Consider the following 21,657-nt stretch of genomic DNA (forward strand, 5'->3'; position numbering starts at 1 on the left):
TCATTTATTACTCAGCTACCGTCTGCCTGCAGATGCCAGGGAGCGGCGGCGAAAGCGCCACTTGCGCCGGTAGGGGAATGCGCTTTCCACATGGCCGGCGTGTATGCGATCCTGGAGCCGTCTCCAGTAACGGTAGTCGTACAGGTCGCTGTGAAGCTCCTCGAAGGCAGCGCGCGCGGTGGGATTGCCGGAGAAAAACAGGCGGAATTCCTCGGGGAACACATCCGCTTCGTCCACGGTGTACCAGGGTTTGTCCGCCAGTTCCTGCTCGGCGGTGCGCGCCTCGGGAATTTTGCGAAAGTGGCACTCGGTCAGAGGGCACAGCTCGTCGTAATCGTAAAAAACCACACGACCGTGTCGGGTGACTCCAAAGTTTTTTAGGAGCATGTCCCCAGGGAAGATATTGGCGGCGGCCAATTGCTTGATGGCGTTGCCGTATTCCTCCATGGCTTCGCGGGTTTCCTCTTCGCTGGCGTTTTGCAAATACAGGTTGAGCGGCTCCATGCGGCGCTCCACATAGAGGTGCCGGATAATGACCCACTTTTCGGTGATCAACAGTTTTGAGGGCACAAGATCCCGTAGTTCCTGTAGCAACGCCTCACTGAAGCGATTGCGGTAGAAAATAAAGTTGGTGTATTCCTGGGTGTCTGCCATGCGCCCGACCCGGTCGGAGCGGGATACAAATTTGTACTTTTCGCGGACAATTTGTTCAGTGACAGTTTTGGGCCGGTCAAAGTGGTCCTTGATGACTTTAAATACCACCGGGTAGGAGGGCAGGGTAAACACACTCATCACCATGCCCTTAATGCCCGGCGCAATCACAAACTGATCGTTGCTCACTTTCATGTGGGCGAGAATATGCCGGTAGAACTCCGTCTTGCCGTGTTTGTGGAAGCCGATCGAATTATACAATTCGGACCTTTCTTTCAAAGGCATAATGGTGGAGAGAAAACGCACGAAACGGGAGGGAATGGGCGCGTCCACCATAAAGTAGGAGCGGGTAAAGCTGAAGATAATACTGGCGGAATCGTTACTGTGCAGCAGGGTGTCGACAAAGATGCCGCCGCGGCCATTGTTCAGACAGGGCAGGATCATCGGCATCACTTCACCGTGAAAGATCATACGCCCCACCAGGTAGGCGGCTTTATTGCGATAGAACACCGACTCCAGCATGTCCACACGCAGTTGTTTGCCGCTCCCCAGGCCGGCCAGCGGCACTGCGCGCAGGGCGGCACAGATATTCTCCACATCGCGGGGCAGATTCTCCCAGGGGACAGAGAAACCGAAGTCCCCGAGGATCTCCTCCACCATCTGTTCGAGGCCATCGCGGGCACTGTAACTGATATAGATGCTGTAATCCCTGAGGGGTTTGTCGTCGGGGGTGCGCGAGGGTTTCACGAAGATATTGCTGTCGTGAATATGGGCGTGATCGAACTGGCTGCAAAAGACCGAATTAAAGAAAGTCTCGGCGATTTCGTAGTTGCTGTGACTGGCGATCAATTGGGCATAGGTGGCGCGGGCGTCCCGCCACAGCGCCAGTTGACTGGTATCCTTGCTGGTGACGGAATGCACCAGCCTTAACACCTGGTTGACCTTGGTTTTATACAGGTCAATGCGCGTTTTGCTAACCTGGCGCACCGCCTGCCAGGCGGCGGTCTCGAAGCGCGCCTTGGCGCCCAGAGTGATGTTCTGAAAATCTGCAAAATACGCATCGAAGCCATTCAGGATGGTTTTCGCGATGCGACGGGCGGTCGGGGAGTGGTTGGTCATACACTAGACTTTGATTCTGGGGCACAGGGTTTCCATTCGGCAGTCAAGCCCGTCTTCTCGGATTGGTGTGGTGGCCGCTGCTGTCCTACTGGCGCAATTTCGTGCTGCTGCGCTTCAGGATCTGATGCCGGCCTGCAATCTGTGCTGGAGTGCGCAAGGATAGTAGCACGGCTGACCGGGGTGATTATTGAACGATTGGATCAACTGTTTTGTCATTTTCTTCGCAGTGATTGACCCTGTGGGTACACTGCCGGTTTTTATTGCGGTGACTGCCGGTCATGCGGAGTGGAAAAAGCGCAGGATTGCCTACCTGGCAGTGCTGATTGCCACCGCTCTCCTGCTGTTCTTTTTGGTTGCGGGCCAGTTTCTGCTGGAGGCCATGGGGGTGCCGCTGTCCGCTTTTGAGGTTGCCGGTGGCACAGTGCTGTTCCTGTTTGCCCTCACTATGATTTTTGGTGACAGCAAGCCCGAAAAGGAGGTGGAATTTGTGCGGGAGGGCCATGAAACGGCCGTATTCCCTCTGGCAGTGCCCTCCATTGCCTCACCCGGGGCAATGCTCGCCGCCGTTGTGCTGACAGATAATCACCGCTTCAATGTGATGCATCAGTTGAAAGCTGCGTCGGCAATGCTGGCGGTATTGCTGATCGTGCTGGCGCTTATACTGATGGCGAAATGGATTTACCGCTTTATTGGGCCTGCCGGTGCCAGTATTGTCAGTCGGGTCATGGGGCTTATTTTGGCCTCGGTGGCAACAACGAACATACTGCTGGGAATCCAGCAGTTCTTTTCAATCTGATCTGCAGGCCGGTCCCGGTTGGCTGCGCGCCGGTGCATCGGGTTCCGGGACCTGTCGTGCATTGCCGACTCAAACAACCATTCTCGCGCACTGGACTGGCCACCAGTACACAGGGGGATTAGTCCTGTAGGAAAAGCGCCCTGCGGGAACGCGTTTATTCCCTCACCCGTGTGCAGACACTCACTGCCTCAGCCCTTAGCGGGGTCTTAACTGCCCACTGTCTTGCCATCGACCCGGTAGATGGCCAGTACCGATGGGCGTGGCGGCAGTTTCGGGTTGTTATCCGGCCAGCGGTGCAGGGGGTTGTCATAGGTGGAACTGCGCCCTTGCGCGGGGTGTTGTACAGATACAAACAGGGTTTTGCCATCGGGTGTAAATTCCGGGCCGCAGACTTCGGCACCCTGGGGGCATCCGAAAAAGTGCTTTGGCGCGGCGCGCAGGGGACCCTCGGTGGCCATGGCCCAGAGACCGTCGTGAAAACCGAAGCGCTCGCAACCATCGGTGGCTATCCACATATTGCCGCGCGGGTCGAAGGCGACATTGTCCGGATTGGCAAACCAGCCGTGGGGGGAGATACTGTCACTGGACTGCTGGCCATAGGCGCCCCGCTCGGCGGGGTCCCCGGCATTGGGATCCCCCCCGAGCAGAAAGAGCTGCCACCGGAAGTCATCGCTGGTGTGGTCGCGGTTGCCGCTGGTGCCCGGCGGTGCAATTTCCAGGACGTGGCCGCGGGTGTTGTGCGCACGGGGGTTGGCGGCATCGATATCGTTCTTGCGGCGCTGTTTGTTTTTGGTCAGCATTACGTAGGTGCAGTCATTATGGGGGTTGGTCTCCACGTCCTCGGGGCGATCCATGGGGGTGGCGCCCAGTAGAGCAGCGGCGCGGCGCGCGTCGATCAGAACATCGGCCTGGTTGCGAAATCCGTGCTCTTCCGTGAGCGGCCCCTGTCCGTAGCGCAAAGCCAGCCATTCCCCCTGGCCATTGTCTGCAAACCTTGCAGCATAGAGTGTGCCTTCGGTCAGCAGTTCCCTGTTGCCGACATTGTCCTCGGGTCGATAAATGCCCCGGGAGATAAAACGGTACACGAACTGGTGTTCGTCATCGTCGCCACCGTAGGCCACCACCGCCTGGCCAGGCTTGCACACCAGGGTAAATCCCTCGTGCTCAAAACGCCCCAGGGCCGTGAGCTTGCGTGGCCTGGATGCTGGATTGTAAGGGTCGTATTCCACCATCCAGCCAAAGCGGTTGGGTTCGTTGGGCTCCACCTGGATATCGAAGCGGCGATCATAGTTTCCCCAGTTGCGGTTCGAGGGGGCGATACCAAAGTTGTGATGATTGCGCGCCTCGCGGGGGTCTTCTATTTTTTCGGGGTCCCCTTGAAAGGCACTGCCAAATCCCTCTTCCGCGATCAGTACTGTCCCCCAGGGGGTTTTGCCGCCCGCGCAGTTGCCGATGGTGCCCAGCACCCGTCTGCCTGTGGGGTCTTCTGCCGTGCGCAGTCGCCTGTCTCCGGCAGCCGGGCCGCGGATTTCCATCGCTGTGGCTGCGGTAATCCGCCGGTTGTAGGGGCTGTCTAAGTGTATCTGCCAGCCATCCGGGCCGCGTTCGATTTCCACAACCGAGTGACCACAGGCGGCCTGCTCCACCGCTACATGGGCGCCACTGACACCGCGAGTGGCACTGAATTCATCATTGTAGCCGGGAAACATCAGGTGGGGTTGGGTGTATTCGTGATTTACACACAACAGCCCGCGCGTGCTGTTGCGGCTGCGGGCGTGCATATCCCCCCGGTTCGGGGGGGCATTCGGGGCCAGGGGCATAAAAGCGATAAAGTCATTGTTGTAGCCAAAGCGCTGCTGCTGGCTTTTGCTGTCCAGCTTTTCCGGGTGAAAAGGGATATCCGTCTCGGTGATGGGGTCTCCCCAGCGCAGTAGCAGGTCGGCGCGGTATCCCTCTGGCAGGTGATGTTGCGAATCCAGGGCGTGGGGAATTTCCGTAAAAGAGAGGTTCTCCCTGTGGTTTTTTTTCTCCTCGCTGCTGCAGCCGGGCAACAGCATGAGTTTGCCGGCGGCTCCGGCAGCTGCTGTGGTACCCAGGGCTTTCAGCAGGGTGCGTCGAGGGGGGTGTTTGGGGTGGTGGCTCACATTCTGCTCCGGTAGAGGGCGTTGATAGGTGCGATCAACCGCCTTGGTGAATCTCTGCGGTACGGTTTGACAGGCCGGACACCGGGTGGTTGTGCCCGTGTCATGGCCAGAGCTGATCCACAAAGGCTTCAGGTTTCCATAGGGAGATTAGCGGTCAATTTTGAAAGATTAATGACACCTTAAAAAAAACGTCACGCAACAGTCATAGTCACCACTTACTCTGCGCTGCGCTAAAAGACGCCACCGGCAAAACGGGAGTGGGGATGTGATGAAAGATAACAGCCAGTGTTTGCGGCGGCTGGATATGCCTTTGATGGCGCTCGCTGTGGCCATGCATACAACAGGTGCGGTTGCGCAGCAAGACGGGCCACAGGCCATGGAGACGGTAGTGGTCACCGCCCAGGCCAGCAATGCACGCAGTGATCTGGAGCGCCAGCGCAACGCCAACAAAGTGGTGGCGGTACAGACCTCCGATGCGATCGGGGAACTGCCGGATGCCAATGTGACCGAGGCACTGCAGAGAATGCCCGGCGTGTTTATTGCCCGCGACCAAGGCGAAGGGCGCTTTGTGGGTGTGCGCGGAATAGACCCCAACCTGAATGCCTCGACGATCAATGGGATAAGCCTGCCGGCACCAGAAACGGACAGTCGTGCGGTGGCCCTGGATGTTATCCCCTCGGATCTGCTCGCCAGCCTGGAAGTCTTCAAGACCCTGACCCCGGATATGAGCGCCGATTCGATTGGAGGGGCCATCGAAATCAAGAGCCTCAATGCCCTGGATTACGATGACAGCCAATACAAATTCAGTGCAGAGAACAGCTACAGCAGTCTTCAGGAAGAAAACAGTCCCAAACTTGCCGCGAGCATGACCCATGTATTTGCCTTGTCTGGTGACAGGAGATTGGGTGTGGCCCTGGCCGCCAGTCATCAGAAACGCCATTTCGGTTCGGAGAATATCGAAACCGATGGTCGCTGGGAGCATTTTACCGCCGTGGACGGCAGCACCGGGATTGGTGCCAGAGAGATTGAACAGCGCGATTACACTATCACACGTGAACGTACCGGCATTGCGGCCAATTTTGATTTGGATCTCGGCAGCGATGCCAGCCTCTACCTGCACAGCCTCTATTCAGACTTTGCAGATGAAGAGATTCGCCAGCGCAATTCCTGGAAACTGGATGCGCAACGGGATGTGCCGGAAAGTATCTCGGATAATTCGGCAGAGTGGGAAGAGGCAGCGCTGGAAAAATCCCTCAAGGATCGTCGGGAACAACAGGAAATTCTCTCTGTGGTTTTCGGTGGTGAACACTATTTTGACCTTTGGAATTTCTCTTTTGCCCTGGGGTACTCTCACGCAGAGGAAACCGAACCCCATCGCCGCGATACCACTTTCGTTCTGGAGCCCTTGCGTCTGGGGTACGTGGAAGCCGGTAAAACCCCGCGTATGGCCGTGGACAGTAAAGGGCTGGAAAAAGTGTTGGACCCGGCCAGCTACCAGTTGGATGAACTGGTCATTGAGGACAATGACACCGAGGACGGAGAACTGAGCCTGCGCCTGGATTTTAGTCGCGAATTTGAATGGGCCGGTAATCCGTCCACCATACAATTTGGCCTGCACGAGCGCCAGCGGAAAAAACAAGGGGATTTGAACGCAACTATTTACGAAGGTTTCGCAGGCGATTACACCCTGGCTGACTTTGCCCGCAACAACATTGATTACCATCTGGATACATTTGGTCCGGGCATCAATGCCGGCAGCCTCAATCGTTTTATCAACAACAATCTCGCCGACTTTGCGCTGGATGAAGCCGAAACTGCGTTGTCTTCTGCACGCGATTACACCATGTGGGAGGATATCAGTGCGCTCTATGTCATGAATACGGTGGATTTGCAGCGATCCCAATGGGTTTTCGGAGTGCGTTATGAGTATACAGACTTCACTGCCGAAGGTGTGCGGGTGGTCGAGTCGGAGGAGCCCATTCCCCAGGCCGAGCCTATCGCTGAAGGGGTGTATGCCAGTGCGGTCGATTACCGGCGCGATTACGGATTGTTTTTCCCCAGTGTCAATTTCAGGTTCGATTACAACGACAATATCGTTCTTCGCGCGGCTTATAGCGAGTCGCTGTCGCGGCCCTCGTTTGGCTACCTGAACCCCTCCCCAGCCGAAATCGAGTACGATGAGGGTGAGTTGAAGGTGGAAGCGGGCAATCCCGGCCTGCAACCTTACCAATCCCGCAATCTGGATTTCTCCGCCGAGTACTACGCCGATCAGTTGGGCATGTTTTCCGTAGGTCTGTTTCACAAGCAAATAGACCATTTTATTGTCCTGTCCGATGTGTCCAGCACGGCGGATTTCAGCCAGTATGTGGGGACCCTGCCGGTGGAGGAAGCGGAAGTTCTGCAGCCCATCAATGGCGACAGCGCCCGCATCGGCGGTGTTGAGCTGGCCTGGACCAGGGGCTTTGACAGTGGCTTTTTGCTGCGGGCCAACGCTACCTTAACGGATTCTCACGCGCGCCTCGGCCTGGGGGCAGACAGACAGCGCAGTGACAGCATCTCCCTGCCATCCCAGGCAGATGTGGTGGGTAATTTTGTTGTGGGCTACGAGCGCGATGCATTCAGTCTGCGTTTGTCCGCCGCTTTCCGCGGAGAACGCCTGTTGGAAGTGGATCTTGAAGATGCAGCCGGTGATCGCTATGAGGACGATCACCTGCAGCTGGATTTCTCCGCCCGCTATCGTTTCGAAAATGGCTTGCAGCTGACTTTCACCGGGGTGAATCTCACCGATGAACCCTATTATGTGCACAGTGGTGGTTTCAACGGGCAGTATGAAGAGTACGGCCCCACCTATGCCCTGGGTCTCAGCTATCGCGGTTTTTATTGATCCAACTGGGAATTTGGGCTCTGCCCGCCAGTCGTTTTAGGTCCCGGTGCATTTTTGCTGGCGATCTCAGCGATCACCAGGGCTTGAAGCCGGCTTGTGTAGGAGAGCCGGTTGGAATTTTATTGTTTCGCTTTTATTAATTTGATGTCTGATATGAAAAGAACGTGTTTTTGTACTGCAGGTATACTGCTGAGCGCCCTTTTGAGCGGTTGTGACGGTACACCCGAAACCCCTTTTCAGGGGGAGAAAAAGCTGCCGAGGCAGGAAATTGCGCTCGGTGCGATTGAGGCGGAGCAGATGGTGCCGGTATGGCTTGACGGCCGGCAACGCCTGCTCTTGGCCAGTGAGCGCCGTGGGCTGCTGCTGTTGGATGGACGTGGCGATACCCTGGCGGTACAAGCGGGCAGCCTGGAACAACTGGCCGCACAGGAACAAGCAGATGGCAGTGTACTGGTGGCCGCCTACAGCGATGCACAGGCACAAATAAGGCTGTACAGGATACGCCAGCCCTCCCCCGGCGAAGGCCCGGAGATCCAATACCTGGGCGGCCGCTCTGGCTTGTCCCCGCAAGGTGCTCTGTGTTTTTCCCGCCAGAACAATCACACCCATCTGTTCGCGATCGGAGAAGACGGTCTTGGGCACGAGTACCTGATCAAGCCCGGTGCCCGAGAGTGGAAATTCATTGAGGTGCGCCCTCTGTACTTCGGTGAGCAGGTCAATGCCTGCGCGGTGGATCTGGTTACCCAGCGCTTACTGGTATCCCAGCCTCCCCTTGGGGTGATCACCCTGAATGCCGATGCTGAAAAGGATGAGGAGCGCAAGTTATTGATCACGGCGGCGCAGCTTGGTGAGGCGTTTGGCGGCTTGTGGGTAGAGCCTGCCGGCAGCCATGTGTGGCTGGCTGCAGGAGATCAATTGCAGCGCTACGCCCTGCAGGCCGCGCAAGGCGGACCCCAGTGGCGTCTCCGCATTGCGCAACCACACAACCCGATTTCTCCGGCGCTGTTGGATGGATCACTGCTGGCGCTGGACAGCGACCGCGATGCCCTGTTGTATTTTGATGTATCGCCGCCGCTATCGGGGCTGCAGGATGCGCCCTCGGAAACCAGTGCTGCCGTTGCGCGTATTCCCGCTCGGGCCCAGACACAGCCCGTGGTATCCGCCGGTGATGCCGCCGATGATCCGGCAATCTGGGTCAACCCCGAAGCGCCGGAAAACAGCCTGATTTTTGGCACCGATAAAAAAAGGGGCTTGAATGTCTACGATTTATCCGGTGGGCTTGTTCAGCACTTTGCCGTAGGGCGCGTGAACAACGTGGATATACGCGCTATCAGGCACCCCCACTATCGTGCCCTCGCCGCGGCATCCAACCGCTCAACACCGGGCGTCGATCTGTTCGCCATTGGCAGAGACGGGCAGGTGGAACACCTGGGTCTGCGCACAGTCACCCTGCAGGATCCCTATGGCCTCTGTCTTTATCGGGATGGCAATGATCTCCTGGCCTGGGTTTCCGATAAAGCGGGAGCCCTGCACCAGATGAAGATCCAGGTGCCCGATACAGGTCGAAACTGGCAACTGCACGAGATTGCTCGACTGGAGGTAGGCAGCCAGGTGGAAGGCTGCGTGGTGGACGACGAAAACGCACGGTTGTTTTTTGGCGAGGAGGACCTCGGGGTATGGCGGCTGGACCTGGGCGCCTTTGATGCCGGTGGTGCGCCACCGCAGTTGGTGGCGGAAGCGGACGGTGAACACCTGGTTGCCGATGTAGAGGGCCTGGGATTATACCGGGCGGGCGATAGCGGCTACCTGGTTGTTTCCAGCCAGGGCAATGACAGCTATGCACTGTACAGTCGCGATGGCAGTGCGTTTATTGGCAATTTCCGCCTGGGCCTGAATCTCCATGCCGGTGTCGATGCCAGCTCGGAAACCGATGGCCTGGCAGTGACCAGCGCCAATCTGGGTGCCGAATATCCCCAGGGGTTGTTGGTTGTTCAGGACGGCCGTAACCGTATGCCCGATGCGGCTCAGAATTTCAAACTGGTATCCTGGCAGGATATTCGTAAAGCGCTCGAGCTGCCAGATTCCGAACACTGAAGCCGGTTACCCTACCGTATTGCTCTGCAGTGCCCGGGTGCGGTGTAGGCCAGTGCGTCTTCAGGGCTGTTTGAACCGTCGCGTCTGTCTGTTCCCGGGGTACCGCAAAAGTACAGGCCGGCAGCTTCACCGATGGCGCGGAGCAAGGGGGTTAAAGCCCGAGTTCCCTGCGCAGCTCGGCCAGCTTGCGGGCATTCTGCCGTTTCGACAGTGGCTTGCCGGGGTTCTGTTCCAGCTTCAGGGGCTCCGGGGTGGTGAGCTTTTCCCCTTCCAGTACCCGCGCACAGAGTTTGCGGTAGTGGTCGGCAAAGACCGGATAGGCCACTGACTCCGGATTGTTGGCGAGGAAAAACCAATTGGCCTCGCGCCCTGCATAATACACCGCCGGGTGGCTCCAGGTGTGGTTGGTTTTCGGGCTGGGTGCGTTGCAGGCTTCGCGATAGGCGGCGCGGGTATCCGGAAATCCGCTTTCTCCAGCGGTACACAGCAGCAGCATTTTGTGTATTGTGGGAAGGTACTCACTGTGAAGAATAGCGCGTTTCGCGCCCTGCATAATCTTCTGGGGGGCAAAGGCGGCGAGCGCTTCCAGCCACAGGCGCTTGGCGTGGTGCAGCGTTTCGGTATCAGGAAACGCCGCGCTGAACTGGTTGTGGTAGTTCAGCTTGAAGAGTGCGAAAACCTCGTTGATCGCACGCTTCTTTTCATTCAGCAGTAGCTGGTCCCCGGTATCACCAGTTTGTGTCTGTGAGGATGTCGCCGATTGGGCGGTCGCGGGTGCGCTGGTTTGCGCTGTTGTGGGGGTCTTGCCGCTTGCCATAGGAGTCTCCAATTGCCAACTTGTTGCGCTCCGCCCATTGGTGGCGTGCGTGACGCACAAAGACGGCGTCCCAGCTCTTGCGCGCGGCGTTCTGGCCGCGCCAGTAAATAATAAATTCCGCAACCAGGGACAGGGCGAAGTCGCGCTCTATCTCGCACTGGTTCACCAGGTGATTGAGGCAGTCGTCCCCTGGCTGCCAGTTGCGCGCAATGGGTTTGGCGACGGGATTCTTATCGATACCCTGGCAGTAATAGGCCCATTCCTCGCGGGCGTATTCAATAAACAATTCGCCCCAGCGCGCGCTGTGTCCGCCGCGCTCCAGCCACTGATAGATAAATTCCGGCAGTAATTCTGCGCAGAAACGCGGATTGATGGCCAGGCGCTGCAGTTGCTCCCAGGTGTGCTCGCTGGGTTGCCAGTCGCGGCACATGGCGGTGGGTTTGCGCTTTTCGATAAATGGTGTTTCCTGTTTCTCCCAGTCTTCCATGACCCAGTCATTGAATTCCAGGTCCCAGGAAATGGATTGCTTGCCGCTGGAGCGGTGGTAATCCAGAAAACGTTGCAGAGCGCGGTTGACAAAGGTGCTGGGGACACCTTCATCGGCCAATTTGCGCAGGGTGTCGCTATTTGGCTGCCAGCTGTCGGGCAGGGCCCGCTTGCGCTGGGCGGTAGCGCGGAAGGTCTCCCACTTCCCCTTGATGTGGCGCAGGAAAAGGGCGCCGAAAGAGTGCCGGGACTCGCCCCGTTCGCGCCAGTAAGTGACGAATTCCGGTAATTGTTCCCGCACAAAGTGCTCCGGAATCCCCAACTGGCCGATGCGCAACAGGGTCTCTGCATCGGGTTGCCAGTTGGGCGCAATGGTGTTGGCACTGCGGTTGGCGGGTATCTGTGGCGCCGGGGCGGGGCGATTCTGTTCTGTGGGCAGGGCAAACTTGAGGATCTCGCTGCTGCCGAAGGGGGCCGCGCCCAGTAGCAGGGCCCCCTGGTTGCGCAGGCTGGTGGCCACCCGCTGGATATCCGCCGCCTGCCAGAAGGGGACCAGCAGGTACAGTTGTTCTCCCTCTGCCGTATACCAGTCCCGCCCCCCGTGAGGTTGTTGGGGCAGGAAGGGCAGCAGGTCGCTGAGCGCAGTGAGCAATACCGCTTCCTCGAGGCCGACAGTAGCCGCCAGGGCGGGGGAGATACATAGGGGTCTTTCCGGGAGCAGGGGGTGTCTCATGGCGTGATAATAACACTCCGGCGATGGGCTTGCGCAGCGATTGCGGCGGGTCTGTAGTTCTGGCACGGAAGAGTTGCTGCAGTCACTAAGCTGACTATGGGCGAGGTCACAGTGTTACCATTAACCGGGCAATTCAGTGGGCTTTCCGGGGCCTGACCAAGTTGCTTGAAGCGACGCACCTAAAACCCTGGTGCAGAGGGCACTTTGCGCAAAGGGTGAGGATACCGGGTTGTCGCGGGAAACGATCAGGCGGGAGCGCAATATGACCAAAGAGCAACAGCCAGCACCAAGAGTCTTCCGCCTGTATGGCGTCACGTGTGCCGGCTGTGTGCACAAAATTGAAACTGCCCTGCAGCGGGTGCAGGGAGTGCGCGATGCCCGTGTCAACCTTGCCGGAAAGACACTGACCGTGTGCGGTGAAGCCGAGGCCCAGGCATGCATAGAGGCGGTGCGTTCGGCGGGTTATGACGCCGGGGTTGCAAAACAGAGCGAGCGTGAGCTGCGCGCCCAACAGCACAAGGATGAGATGCTCCACTACCACCAGCTTTTGTGGCGCTCAGCTTTTGCCCTGCTTGTGGGTGTGCCACTCATGGCCTGGGGTTTGATTACCGACAAGGTATCGGTGAACACCCTCACAGATCAGCTTGTCTGGGGTGCAATAGGGCTGATCACTCTGGCGGTGCTGATTGTTTGTGGCGGGCATTTTTTCAGTGGTGCCTGGAAGGCGCTGCGCCACCACAGTGCCACAATGGACACTCTGGTGGCGCTCGGTACCGGTGTGGCCTGGCTGTTTTCCATGGGGGTGGTCGTGTTGCCCCAGTTACTGCCGGAGTCGGCGCGCCACGTGTACTTTGAAGCCAGTGCCATGATTATCGGCCTGATCAGCCTTGGGCAGGCCCTGGAAGTACGGGCCCGTGGGCGCACCAATGCGGCGGTGGAAAAGTTACTGCAACTGCAGGACACCTCGGCGCGGGTATTGCGCGACGGCAAAGAGGTGGATATTCCTATTGAGCAGGTACAGGTGGGGGACCGGTTGCGTGTGCGCCCCGGGGAAAAAATCCCGGTGGATGGTGAGGTGATCGAGGGAAGCAGCCGGGTAGACGAGTCCATGCTCACCGGGGAACCGGTGCCGGAAAAGAAAAGCACCGGCGACAGCCTGGTAGCGGGCACCCTGAACAAGAACGGCAGCCTGCTGTTTCGCGCGGATAAGGTCGGCGACGAGACCCGTCTCGCGCAGATTATTGAGATGGTCAAAAATGCCCAGGGTTCCCGGGTCCCCATTGCACGTCTGGCGGATAAGATTTCTGCGATCTTTGTACCGGTTGTCATGGTGATCGCCGTGCTGGCGGCACTGATCTGGTTCAATGCGGGCCCCGAACCCCGCGCCGCACATATGCTGGTGGTGCTCACCTCTGTGCTCATCATCGCCTGCCCCTGCGCGCTCGGGCTGGCCACACCGATGTCGGTTATGGTGGGGGTGGGCAAGGGGGCCGAATACGGTGTGCTGGTCCGCAATGGCAAGGCGCTGCAGCAATCCTGCAACCTGGATGTGCTGGTTGTGGATAAAACCGGAACCCTTACCGAGGGATCGCCCCGCCTGACCGATATCGAGACGGATGGTGACAGCGATGCCCTGTTGCAGTGGCTCGCAAGCCTGGAACAGGGCTCTGAGCATCCTCTGGCAGAAGCCATCGTCAGTGAAGCCCACAAGAGAAAGCTGGATCTGCAACCACTGAGTGATTTCGAAGCAATCACTGCCCATGGGGTCAGCGGCACCGTTGCGGGCAGGCGTGTAGTGCTGGGCAACACCAAATTAATACAGCGGGAAAACATTCCCATGGGCACCTGGCAGGCCCGCGCCGACCAGTTGGCAGAGGGCGGGCGCAGCATTATATACGCGGCCGTGGACGGTGAGTTGAAGGGGGTGGTCGCCGTTGCCGATCCCGTCCGGGACGATGCCGAGGCAGCCATCGGGCGCCTGCGCAGACTGGGCCTGCGTATCGAAATGTTGACCGGTGACAACCGGGCCAGTGCCGAGGCTGTCGCCAAACGCCTGAAAATTAACAAGGTGCATGCGGAGCTTTTGCCTGAAGACAAGGAGCGGATTGTTGCGCAGCTGCAACAGGGCGGCGACCGCGTGGGGATGGTGGGAGACGGCATTAACGATGCCCCGGCCCTGGCCCGCGCCGATGTGGGTTTTGCAATTGGTGCCGGCACCGACGTGGCCATCGAAAGTGCCGATGTCACCCTGATGCGCTCTTCCCTGCACGGGGTGGCCAATGCCGTGGAACTCTCGCGAGCAACTCTGCGCAATATCAAGCAGAACCTGTTTGGGGCATTTATTTATAATACCCTCGGCATCCCCGTTGCCGCCGGTATTATTTATCCGCTCACCGGCATGCTTCTCAGCCCGATCGTTGCCGGAGCCGCGATGGCATTGTCGTCCCTCACAGTGGTCACAAACGCCAATCGATTGCGCCTGTTCAAACCCTCGGAGCCACATTGATGGAAGTATTATTGGTAAATGCCACGGGCCTTTTGCTGATTGCCTGGATTATCTGGTGGTTCTGGCTGGGCCCAAAGTATAAAGCGGGCAAAGGGGTCGCCGGGGGTGGGAAACTGTGTATTCTGGTCAAAGACGGTGTCTATGAACCGGATCGTATCCGTATACCCGCAGACCGCCCCACCACCTTGCATTTTTATCGCAAAGATCCCAGCCCCTGTTCAGAGTGGGTGCTTTTCCCGGACCTGGAAATCAGCGCGGAACTGGCTCTCAACAAGGAGACTATCGTAGAAATTCCAGTGAGTGCGCCGGGTGAGTATCCTTTTACCTGCCAGATGCAAATGTACCGGGGGGTACTGGTGGTGGAGCCTTAATACGCTTTGTAATCTGTCGCGGTGAAATTATTGCCCAGTTTAAAGTGACCCTAACTAACGCTTGTAAAGGATATTGAGCGGGCCGATATTGTCCGTTTCTTTAAAGAATCCCGAGTGTGGATTTTTCAACCCGTACCATTGAGATGACCGATATAAATCGCTGCATCCCTGATATCAAAGATAAAAGAAAACAGGATGACTCCGGTGATTGTGCCCGCCCAGATTCGGAATCCGGCCGGTTCCTTGGTATCCAGAAATGGCCGGTGTATGAGTAGAAGCACCAGCCCCGGCAACCAGCAGAGAATATGCATTATTGCGATGGAGCCGCCCAGGAAAGGCAGTCCCAACAGCGCAAAAGACATAGACCCGCCTGCCGTTGACAGGATAAAACCACCCGAGGTCCACCTGGCCAGCGGATGTTTCCTGGCGTAGTAGAATCCTACAATAAATGTGATTGCCAGAAAGCACACCCAGACCTGTACCCATGTCGGGGTCAGCATAAATCCCGGGGCATTAAAAACCTCTAAGGCGCCATGACCGGCAATATACCCCTCTTCAGTGTTCGTAAGCGCGGAGTCGGGGGTCAGAAAAAAAGCTGACAGCAGGAGCTTCAGCGCGAAACGCGGTTGAGTCAATTGCATATCTTCTTTCCCAAGCTTTCAGAGTACACGGCAGTGTTCCGGCAATAAAACCACGCTGCCGCCTGGCAGTGAGCAGGTCCGGTCAGAGACCGCCTGGAGTGCCTTTAGGGATTGAGGTTTTTTTAATTGGGCCATCCTCGCCGCTTTCAGCTGTCCCTGGCCGGCTTTGAGTATAACTGTTTGATTTAACGGTTACCATTCAGAAGCCCACTCACCTTGCCGGGCTTGCACAGGTGAGTCGTTTTTTACTGATCTTCTCCTGAGCGCTGGTTCGCTCGGTGAATATCCGCAGGCTTTATGTCAGAATGCTGTTGAGTTTTTTGACTGCCGAAAGAACACCTTGACGAGTTTTATCGCTAGAGACCGGGTTGCTTTTTCCTGTACGCTGATCCAACCATGTAGATGCATTTTAAGCAACTCCCTGATCCCATTTGCTCATTTTCAATAAATACCAGGGTGCCGGATTGCTGGGCAGCCTGATTTTTCATGTCGTTGCGGCAGCTTTTAATAATCTCCAAAATTGAGCTGAAGCTCCCCGTATAACTGCAGGACACATCAGTAATATATTCGTATTCATCCGCATCGGGTATGCTTTTGGTAAAGCGCACTTGTTCGGCACCGGAAATCAACTCGGTAGAGGCGCAGGATATCAAGAAATAAAATGTAGCAAGCAGGCAGGCTTTTTTCATGAAGGATTCCAGGAAGGTGTTATTTCTATGGGGTAATGCCAGAGACAGTGGTGCATTTTGCCTGTGCTGGCTCAGGGTTTTTTACATGAACTTGTTTTTCTTTTAAATGTTCTATCTTTGGCGCGTAGGTTCCGTATTGGTGAAATGTTGTTGGATGAATCAACCTTCCAAAGGTAAACTTTCTACAGCAATTATTACTATAAAGCTTCCTGTCAGTCAATAAGCTAACCGGGGTTAAAATTTCTCGGGATGTGACTTGAACTGTATTGAGAGGACCCGCCAAGACAACCCTGATAGTGAGCTTTCCTGTTGATTCCATTTGTATCCCGTCACTGGCAGCGCAACCGGTTTGCCGGTAGAAGTTTGTTTGTGCCACTTTAAGACCTGTTTTCCCAGTGAATAAGAGAGTTCAAGGGTATCTCACAAGCTGCTTCCAGGGCTTTTTACATTTCCCTCGACACCAATTTTGCGAGAATCGTCATCGGAAATGGCTTTTGCTCAGCACCTGGCTTGTCATAGATAGGTTGGGTGGAATCCTGTAACGCCTGCTTATTGACGGGTATGGAAAATATGGCCGGTATCGGGAGACTGGTGGGTATCAATCGGGTGCAGAAAGGGTGACGTCAAGCGGGGCTTGACGTCAATACTTTGGCTATATTATTCGCTCAGCCAACGCATGGCTTCGCTCTCATCCTCAAAATATTTCGCCTCACCTGAGATAAACCAGTGGCTTAGTTTCGCCGCGACCTCCTGCCATTTTTTATTTCCATAAATGGCGATTTTTTGAAATTCATTGCCGTGTTTGAGTCCCAACTTGAAATCATCCCATGCCGCTCTTGGCTCCCAGCCCTCGAGCTCTGTGCCATCAAGGAAGACTTTGACTTTGGGGTCTTTGACCTCTTTCAGGGCTGAATCAATCATTGGGGTTATGGTTTCATAATCCTGGTGGGTCAGTTTTCCCTGAGCTTTTAAGGACAGGAAAAAAAGCTCTCCCGTTCTTTCAATGCCGATGGATAGCCCGTGCCGTCTGGATTCCATTGATAGCTCCTTTTGTTTAAGTGTGAAGTCTGCAGGGCGGGTGGAACAGTTTATTCCTGCCATTTTACAGCTTTGGTCGCCTGTGAAGAGAGTGTGCAATTCGTACATTCTAGCTTTATTAAAAATAACTGTCATCATAAATTGCAGTTTTCTAGGCTCGATCTTTCAAAGGAAAGCCCTGTCACCTTACAGCATTTTTTGCGCTTGATCGATCTTGCGCACTCAGAAGCTGATTGCCCTAGCCTCCAAGATTTCAGCGCGCGGAAATATTTTCCGGAAACATGATGATAGTAATGGCCGCTTACAGGCACATTGCAACACGTTCACCGTGGCTTGTTCAGCCATTGAAGCCCCTTGGGGTACGTTAGGTGTCCTTGCATAGTGTAGATGAGAGCCCTCGCAGCTATTGTGTGCGGCTATTCAGCCAACAGGCACATCCCGAGACATGATGGGCATCATACTTTTCGGGGTGGTGAATTCTGCACACAGGAGGTTGTTTGGATCAGTTTCTACAGGCAGAAAACTCCGGTCGTCTGGTACCTCTCGAGCGGCACTGTGTTCATGTGGTGTCAGTGCGGTAACGCCAGGTTGTGAATAGCTGATCAACGGGGGTAAACCCGGCCGGGGGATGTCAATGTCCGATTCGGACGCTGCTGCCACAGCTTGATCTGTAGTGCATGGGTGGAATCAGTGCACATCAGCGTGTGATTCCGGTAGAAAAGGGGCCGCCCAACCAACCAACCAGCCAAAGCCACTTCCTTTCAGCGGTTTGGGTAAATCGCTGTGAAGTAGAGGCTGTCCCGTGCCAAGGAAGAGCCAGTTGAGCGCCGGGCAGGATGGATCGACACAACAGCGACTTTGCATCCCATAAGCGTGCGGGTGCACTGTTGATTGTCTCAATCAGGCCTTGCTCATCGGCAGCTGGAAGTCCTGGTGGCGCAGCAGATCCGGCCCGCACTCCAGCCGCTCAAACCAGTCCAGGAAGCGCTTCTTCACCGCCTCTGAAACGAAATAGCCACCGTGTTGCGGGACGATAATTGCGGGGTTTAATTCGCGCACCATCTGCACCCACAGGCGGCAGGCCCGATTGCCGCCCATATAACGCCGATGGAAGCCCTCCATGAACTGTACCTGGGTGTCAAAGTCGGTCACCTCTCCCTCTTCCCCCCCCAGTGAGGCGCCGATATCTCCGGAAAAAAGGATTTGGCTCACCGGATCATAAAAGCTGAAGTTGCCGCAGGAGTGCAGAAAGTGGGCGGGCAGGGCCCAGATTTCACTACCGGCAAAGGTCAGTACCTGTCCCCGGTCATCCAGTGGCACTATGCGATCATGCCATCTCTCGCTGCCGGCACGGGAGGCCACAAAACCGGAAACCAGGTGCGGCAGGAAGCGCGACCACAGTTTCGATACGGCCACTTTACAGCGGGAGTGGAGCATCCAGCGGGGCAGGGAGGCGATAATATCCGGGTCCTGGTGCGAGGCCAGGATATATTCCAGGTCGCTCAGGTTCAGGTGACGACTGAGTTCGATCGTCAGGTGTGTGTAGGTAAGATCGCCGCCGGGGTCGATCAGTGCGCCTTTGGTGCCGCGACGGATCACGAATTGATTGGCCTGAATGCCATCGCTGCCGTGTTGTGCTTTAACGAGATCGCAGAACCGCGCAACCAGGTGATTACCCTGTTCAAATAGAATATCCACACCGCGGCTCCGCTTAGTTCACCTGGTTGAGGTATTGTTCCAGCCGCGTTTTGTTGACGGCAATGTGTTCGCTCATGGCTTGAGCATGCTGTTTGGCGCCCTCCAGGTTGCCGGCATTGCCCACCTGGATGACACCTACCATTCCGAGTGCCAGGTGGGGGTCACACTGGTACAGGTAGATGCCCTCTTCATCGAGCGTGACTGTCACTTTCTCGCCCATGCTGCCATTCCAGCTGGTCCCGTTTACCGGTGAGAATACCGAGTGGGTGTTATGGGCCATATCGGTGGGCAGGAAGGTGATGGTGTCACCTGGGGCAACGGCCAGGAAAGCGGGTTCAAAAGCCATCATGCCGTCTTTGCCCTGATTCAGCATCTGGATCTGGTGATTCGCAGCCAGGGCGGAGGTTGAAGCGAAAGTCAGTGCCAATATCGCACTGCGAAGAGAAATGGACGACATATTGACTTCCTGTTTGATAATTTGCCGGTGTTTTGCCTGTACCCACCCACTCGCAGCTACGGACCGCGGCGGATAGTATCTCGCTGAAAATACGGCGAATTGATCTGGATCAATCCTGTGGAGTCCCCGGAATAAGGGAAAACCTGCCATTGGAAGCATTGTTTGGCAGTGCAGTATTCCTGAGCGCAAGCCCTGCCCAGGTGTGGCCTGTCCGAGGTAAACTGTGCGCCAAATAACTGATGGGCGACTTTTCGGGAGAACACTTTGGCCACAAAACGCAAAACTGCCTATGTGTGCAATGACTGTGGGGCCGATTACACCAAGTGGACAGGGCAGTGCAGTGGCTGTGGTAGCTGGAACAGCCTGTCAGAAGTGCGCCCGGGGCCGGGGTATCGAGACAGTCGGGCGGCCGATTTTACCGATACCCAGAGCGGTTATGCCGGAGCTGCCGGTAGCGGCAAGGTGCAGAAACTCGCGGAAATCGACCTGAGTGAATTACCGCGTATCCCCACCTCTGCGTCGGAGCTGGACCGGGTGCTGGGTGGCGGCCTGGTGCCCGGCTCGGTGGTATTGATCGGCGGACATCCGGGCGCGGGTAAATCCACGGTGCTGCTGCAAACCCTGTGTCACCTGGCCGCGGCCATGCCCGCGCTGTATATCACCGGTGAGGAATCCCTGCAGCAGGTGGCGATGCGCGCCAATCGCCTGGGGCTGCCCACGGATGCCCTGCAGGTGCTCAGCGAGACCGATGTTGAGCGAATCTGCCATGTGGCCAAGACCGTCATTCCACGGGTGATGGTGGTGGATTCGATCCAGGTGATGCACATGAGCGAGGTGCAATCGGCACCGGGGTCCGTGGCCCAGGTGCGCGAAAGTGCAGCTTTCCTTACCCGCTTTGCCAAACAGACCGGTACCGCGTTGATTCTGGTGGGCCATGTCACCAAAGATGGCAGCCTGGCGGGCCCCAAGGTGCTGGAGCATATCATCGACTGCTCCATCCTGCTTGAAGGCAGCCACGATTCCCGCTTTCGCACCCTGCGCGCCCATAAAAACCGCTTTGGGGCAGTGAATGAACTCGGGGTGTTTGCCATGACCGAACAAGGCTTGAAAGAGGTTTCCAATCCCTCTGCCATTTTCCTGCAGCGCGCCGAGGAGGTGGCGGCTGGTTCGGTGGTGACCGCCGTGTGGGAGGGCACCCGCCCCCTGTTGGTGGAATTGCAGGCGCTGGTGGATGACAGCAGCCTGGGCAACCCGCGCCGGGTGGCGGTAGGGTTGGACCAGAATCGCCTGAATATGCTGCTGGCCGTACTGCACCGCCACGGCGGGGTGCTGGTGGGGGACCAGGATGTGTTTATCAATGTGGTGGGTGGCGTCAAGGTTGTAGAGACGAGTGCCGACCTGACCCTGCTACTGGCGGTGGTTTCCAGCTTTCGCAACCATCCCCTGCCGAGGGACCTGATGGTGTTCGGTGAGGTGGGCCTGTCCGGAGAAATCCGCCCGGTGCCCTCCGGTCAGGAGCGTTTGCGCGAGGCCGCCAAGCACGGTTTTCGCAAGGCCATTGTGCCCGCTGCCAACCGCCTTAAAAATGATATCGAGGGCATGGAGATGCAGCCGGTGAAAACCCTGGCAGAAGCACTTGCGGCCATCGATATGCGCTGAGGCGATACGACGATGTTTTGTGCACGGGAGCTGCGTTTTCCCGCAAAGTTTTTTTGCTGTTGCCGTTCGATGCTGTTCTTACTCGCCGTGCTGGTTTGCGGCAAGACGGTAGCCTACGAGCGCATCGCCTCCTTGAATCTGTGTCTGGACCAGGTGCTGCTGAACTGGGTGGCGCCTGGGGATATCGTTTCTCTCACCTGGCTGTCCGGCGCCGCGCAATACCGCTCGCGGCCGATACCGCAGCACATACAGTTGAATCGCGCCCGCGCCGAGGAATTGCTGCCGTTACAGCCGGATCTGGTCTTGGTGGGGCAGTATGGCGCCCAACGCGCAGCGCGGCGGCTGCGAGATCTGGGCATGCATGTGGTCACCATTCCCGATGCCTACAGCCTGCAGCAGTTGCAGCAACAGCTGCAGGCACTGGAAAACATATTGGGCCCGCTGGTACCTTTGCAAAAAGAGAAGCGTGCACTGCAGACATTGCTGGCTCAGCCCGTGCCGAAGCGCCGTGCCAGCGCCGTGATTCTCTCCGCCAACAACATCACCTATGGCAGCGGCATGCTGGAACACCAGCTGTTGGAGCGTGCGGGATTTGCCAATCTCGCCGCCAGGCAGGGGGTCAACCAGCTGGGCCGCATCAGCCTGGAGGAAGTGATCGCCCTGCAGCCGGACCTGCTGGTGTTTTACGGTAGCGAACAGGATTTCGCACTGGCCTACCTGGCAGCGCGCCACCCGGTTTTGCAGCGCTATATCGACAGCGGCCGCACCTACACCCTGCCCTCGCAGTTGAGCCTGTGCCCGGTACTGGCGGTGGTAGATACGTTGCAGCAGTTAATGAATAAGAGAAAAAGCCTTGTTGAAGCACCGTAAAGTT

The 21,657-nt window shown here is 56.9% G+C and carries 17 protein-coding genes; 7 read left to right on the forward strand and 10 right to left on the reverse strand.

Features of this window, described 5'->3' with window-relative positions; translation table 11 throughout:
- Positions 1–15: 15 nt before the first annotated feature.
- The gene (aceK, locus tag M8T91_RS02650; protein WP_301416550.1) at positions 16–1,770 is read right to left on the reverse strand and encodes a bifunctional isocitrate dehydrogenase kinase/phosphatase; all 1,755 of its coding nucleotides are present in this window, start codon (positions 1,768–1,770) and stop codon (positions 16–18) included.
- A 187-nt stretch (positions 1,771–1,957) separates the two neighbouring features.
- Between aceK and M8T91_RS02655 the strand changes: the two genes are divergently transcribed.
- Positions 1,958–2,566, forward strand: a complete 609-nt coding sequence (locus M8T91_RS02655; RefSeq protein WP_301416551.1) for a MarC family protein — start codon at positions 1,958–1,960, stop codon at positions 2,564–2,566.
- A gap of 206 nt (positions 2,567–2,772) precedes the next feature.
- Here the strand turns inward: M8T91_RS02655 and M8T91_RS02660 are convergent, their stop codons facing one another.
- Positions 2,773–4,710 carry a PhoX family protein gene (locus M8T91_RS02660; RefSeq protein ID WP_301416552.1) on the reverse strand — a complete coding sequence of 646 codons (1,938 nt, stop codon included), beginning with the start codon at positions 4,708–4,710 and terminating at the stop codon, positions 2,773–2,775.
- A 268-nt stretch (positions 4,711–4,978) separates the two neighbouring features.
- Between M8T91_RS02660 and M8T91_RS02665 the strand changes: the two genes are divergently transcribed.
- Both M8T91_RS02665 and M8T91_RS02670 read left to right on the forward strand, forming a co-directional pair.
- The gene (locus M8T91_RS02665) at positions 4,979–7,594 is read left to right on the forward strand and encodes a TonB-dependent receptor (protein WP_301416553.1); all 2,616 of its coding nucleotides are present in this window, start codon (positions 4,979–4,981) and stop codon (positions 7,592–7,594) included.
- Between the two features lie 153 nt (positions 7,595–7,747).
- Complete coding sequence (locus tag M8T91_RS02670; RefSeq protein ID WP_301416554.1) at positions 7,748–9,688, forward strand: phytase; 1,941 nt, start codon at positions 7,748–7,750, stop codon at positions 9,686–9,688.
- A 151-nt stretch (positions 9,689–9,839) separates the two neighbouring features.
- Here M8T91_RS02670 and M8T91_RS02675 read toward each other — a convergent pair whose 3' ends face one another.
- Complete coding sequence (locus M8T91_RS02675) at positions 9,840–10,505, reverse strand: replication protein P (RefSeq protein WP_301416555.1); 666 nt, start codon at positions 10,503–10,505, stop codon at positions 9,840–9,842.
- A complete protein-coding gene (locus M8T91_RS02680; RefSeq protein WP_301416556.1) occupies positions 10,417–11,790 on the reverse strand; it encodes a DnaT-like ssDNA-binding domain-containing protein in 1,374 nt (457 codons plus the stop codon). The genes M8T91_RS02675 and M8T91_RS02680 overlap by 89 nt, the downstream gene beginning before the upstream one ends.
- A gap of 196 nt (positions 11,791–11,986) precedes the next feature.
- On the opposite strand from M8T91_RS02680, the gene M8T91_RS02685 reads away from it, so the two are divergent.
- Positions 11,987–14,230: a heavy metal translocating P-type ATPase gene (locus M8T91_RS02685; protein ID WP_301416557.1), complete on the forward strand. Its 2,244-nt coding sequence runs from the start codon at positions 11,987–11,989 to the stop codon at positions 14,228–14,230.
- On the forward strand, positions 14,230–14,601 hold the full coding sequence (locus M8T91_RS02690) for a cupredoxin domain-containing protein (RefSeq protein ID WP_301416559.1): 372 nt from the start codon (positions 14,230–14,232) through the stop codon (positions 14,599–14,601). The genes M8T91_RS02685 and M8T91_RS02690 overlap by 1 nt, the downstream gene beginning before the upstream one ends.
- 125 nt (positions 14,602–14,726) lie before the next feature.
- Here M8T91_RS02690 and M8T91_RS02695 read toward each other — a convergent pair whose 3' ends face one another.
- The 6 genes from M8T91_RS02695 to M8T91_RS02715 all read right to left on the reverse strand — a co-directional run bounded on the left by M8T91_RS02695 (position 14,727) and on the right by M8T91_RS02715 (position 19,124).
- On the reverse strand, positions 14,727–15,242 hold the full coding sequence (locus M8T91_RS02695) for a hypothetical protein (RefSeq protein ID WP_301416561.1): 516 nt from the start codon (positions 15,240–15,242) through the stop codon (positions 14,727–14,729).
- A gap of 356 nt (positions 15,243–15,598) precedes the next feature.
- Positions 15,599–15,931 carry a DUF4156 domain-containing protein gene (locus M8T91_RS02700; RefSeq protein ID WP_301416563.1) on the reverse strand — a complete coding sequence of 111 codons (333 nt, stop codon included), beginning with the start codon at positions 15,929–15,931 and terminating at the stop codon, positions 15,599–15,601.
- A 234-nt stretch (positions 15,932–16,165) separates the two neighbouring features.
- Entirely contained in the window at positions 16,166–16,327 is a 162-nt protein-coding gene (locus M8T91_RS18825; protein WP_367317754.1) for a ClbS/DfsB family four-helix bundle protein, read from the reverse strand.
- Positions 16,328–16,588: 261 nt separating this feature from the next.
- Positions 16,589–17,107 carry a SpoIIAA family protein gene (locus tag M8T91_RS02705; protein ID WP_301416565.1) on the reverse strand — a complete coding sequence of 173 codons (519 nt, stop codon included), beginning with the start codon at positions 17,105–17,107 and terminating at the stop codon, positions 16,589–16,591.
- A 762-nt stretch (positions 17,108–17,869) separates the two neighbouring features.
- Entirely contained in the window at positions 17,870–18,667 is a 798-nt protein-coding gene (locus M8T91_RS02710; RefSeq protein ID WP_301416567.1) for an oxygen-binding di-iron domain-containing protein, read from the reverse strand.
- Positions 18,668–18,680: 13 nt separating this feature from the next.
- Complete coding sequence (locus M8T91_RS02715; RefSeq protein ID WP_301416569.1) at positions 18,681–19,124, reverse strand: pseudoazurin; 444 nt, start codon at positions 19,122–19,124, stop codon at positions 18,681–18,683.
- 264 nt (positions 19,125–19,388) lie between these two features.
- Between M8T91_RS02715 and radA the strand changes: the two genes are divergently transcribed.
- Together radA and M8T91_RS02725 are read left to right on the forward strand one after the other, a co-directional pair.
- On the forward strand, positions 19,389–20,783 hold the full coding sequence (gene radA, locus M8T91_RS02720) for a DNA repair protein RadA (RefSeq protein WP_301416572.1): 1,395 nt from the start codon (positions 19,389–19,391) through the stop codon (positions 20,781–20,783).
- Positions 20,784–20,852: 69 nt separating this feature from the next.
- On the forward strand, positions 20,853–21,653 hold the full coding sequence (locus M8T91_RS02725) for an ABC transporter substrate-binding protein (RefSeq protein WP_301416574.1): 801 nt from the start codon (positions 20,853–20,855) through the stop codon (positions 21,651–21,653).
- The last annotated feature ends 4 nt before the right edge of the window (positions 21,654–21,657 follow it).

Origin of the sequence: Microbulbifer sp. MI-G (assembly GCF_030440425.1) — a bacterium.
Classification (GTDB): Bacteria; Pseudomonadota; Gammaproteobacteria; order Pseudomonadales; family Cellvibrionaceae; genus Microbulbifer; species Microbulbifer spongiae.

Bases quoted from the DNA above. Each gene is read 5' to 3' on its own strand.
- aceK (WP_301416550.1), bottom strand. From the start codon at position 1,770: ATGACCAACCACTCCCCGACCGCCCGTCGCATCGCGAAAACCATCCTG.
- M8T91_RS02665 (WP_301416553.1), top strand. From the start codon at position 4,979: ATGAAAGATAACAGCCAGTGTTTGCGGCGGCTGGATATGCCTTTGATG.
- M8T91_RS02670 (WP_301416554.1), top strand. From the start codon at position 7,748: ATGAAAAGAACGTGTTTTTGTACTGCAGGTATACTGCTGAGCGCCCTT.
- M8T91_RS02675 (WP_301416555.1), bottom strand. From the start codon at position 10,505: ATGGCAAGCGGCAAGACCCCCACAACAGCGCAAACCAGCGCACCCGCG.
- M8T91_RS02685 (WP_301416557.1), top strand. From the start codon at position 11,987: ATGACCAAAGAGCAACAGCCAGCACCAAGAGTCTTCCGCCTGTATGGC.
- M8T91_RS02690 (WP_301416559.1), top strand. From the start codon at position 14,230: ATGGAAGTATTATTGGTAAATGCCACGGGCCTTTTGCTGATTGCCTGG.
- M8T91_RS02695 (WP_301416561.1), bottom strand. From the start codon at position 15,242: ATGCAATTGACTCAACCGCGTTTCGCGCTGAAGCTCCTGCTGTCAGCT.
- M8T91_RS02700 (WP_301416563.1), bottom strand. From the start codon at position 15,931: ATGAAAAAAGCCTGCCTGCTTGCTACATTTTATTTCTTGATATCCTGC.
- M8T91_RS02705 (WP_301416565.1), bottom strand. From the start codon at position 17,107: ATGATGACAGTTATTTTTAATAAAGCTAGAATGTACGAATTGCACACT.
- M8T91_RS02715 (WP_301416569.1), bottom strand. From the start codon at position 19,124: ATGTCGTCCATTTCTCTTCGCAGTGCGATATTGGCACTGACTTTCGCT.
- M8T91_RS02725 (WP_301416574.1), top strand. From the start codon at position 20,853: ATGCTGTTCTTACTCGCCGTGCTGGTTTGCGGCAAGACGGTAGCCTAC.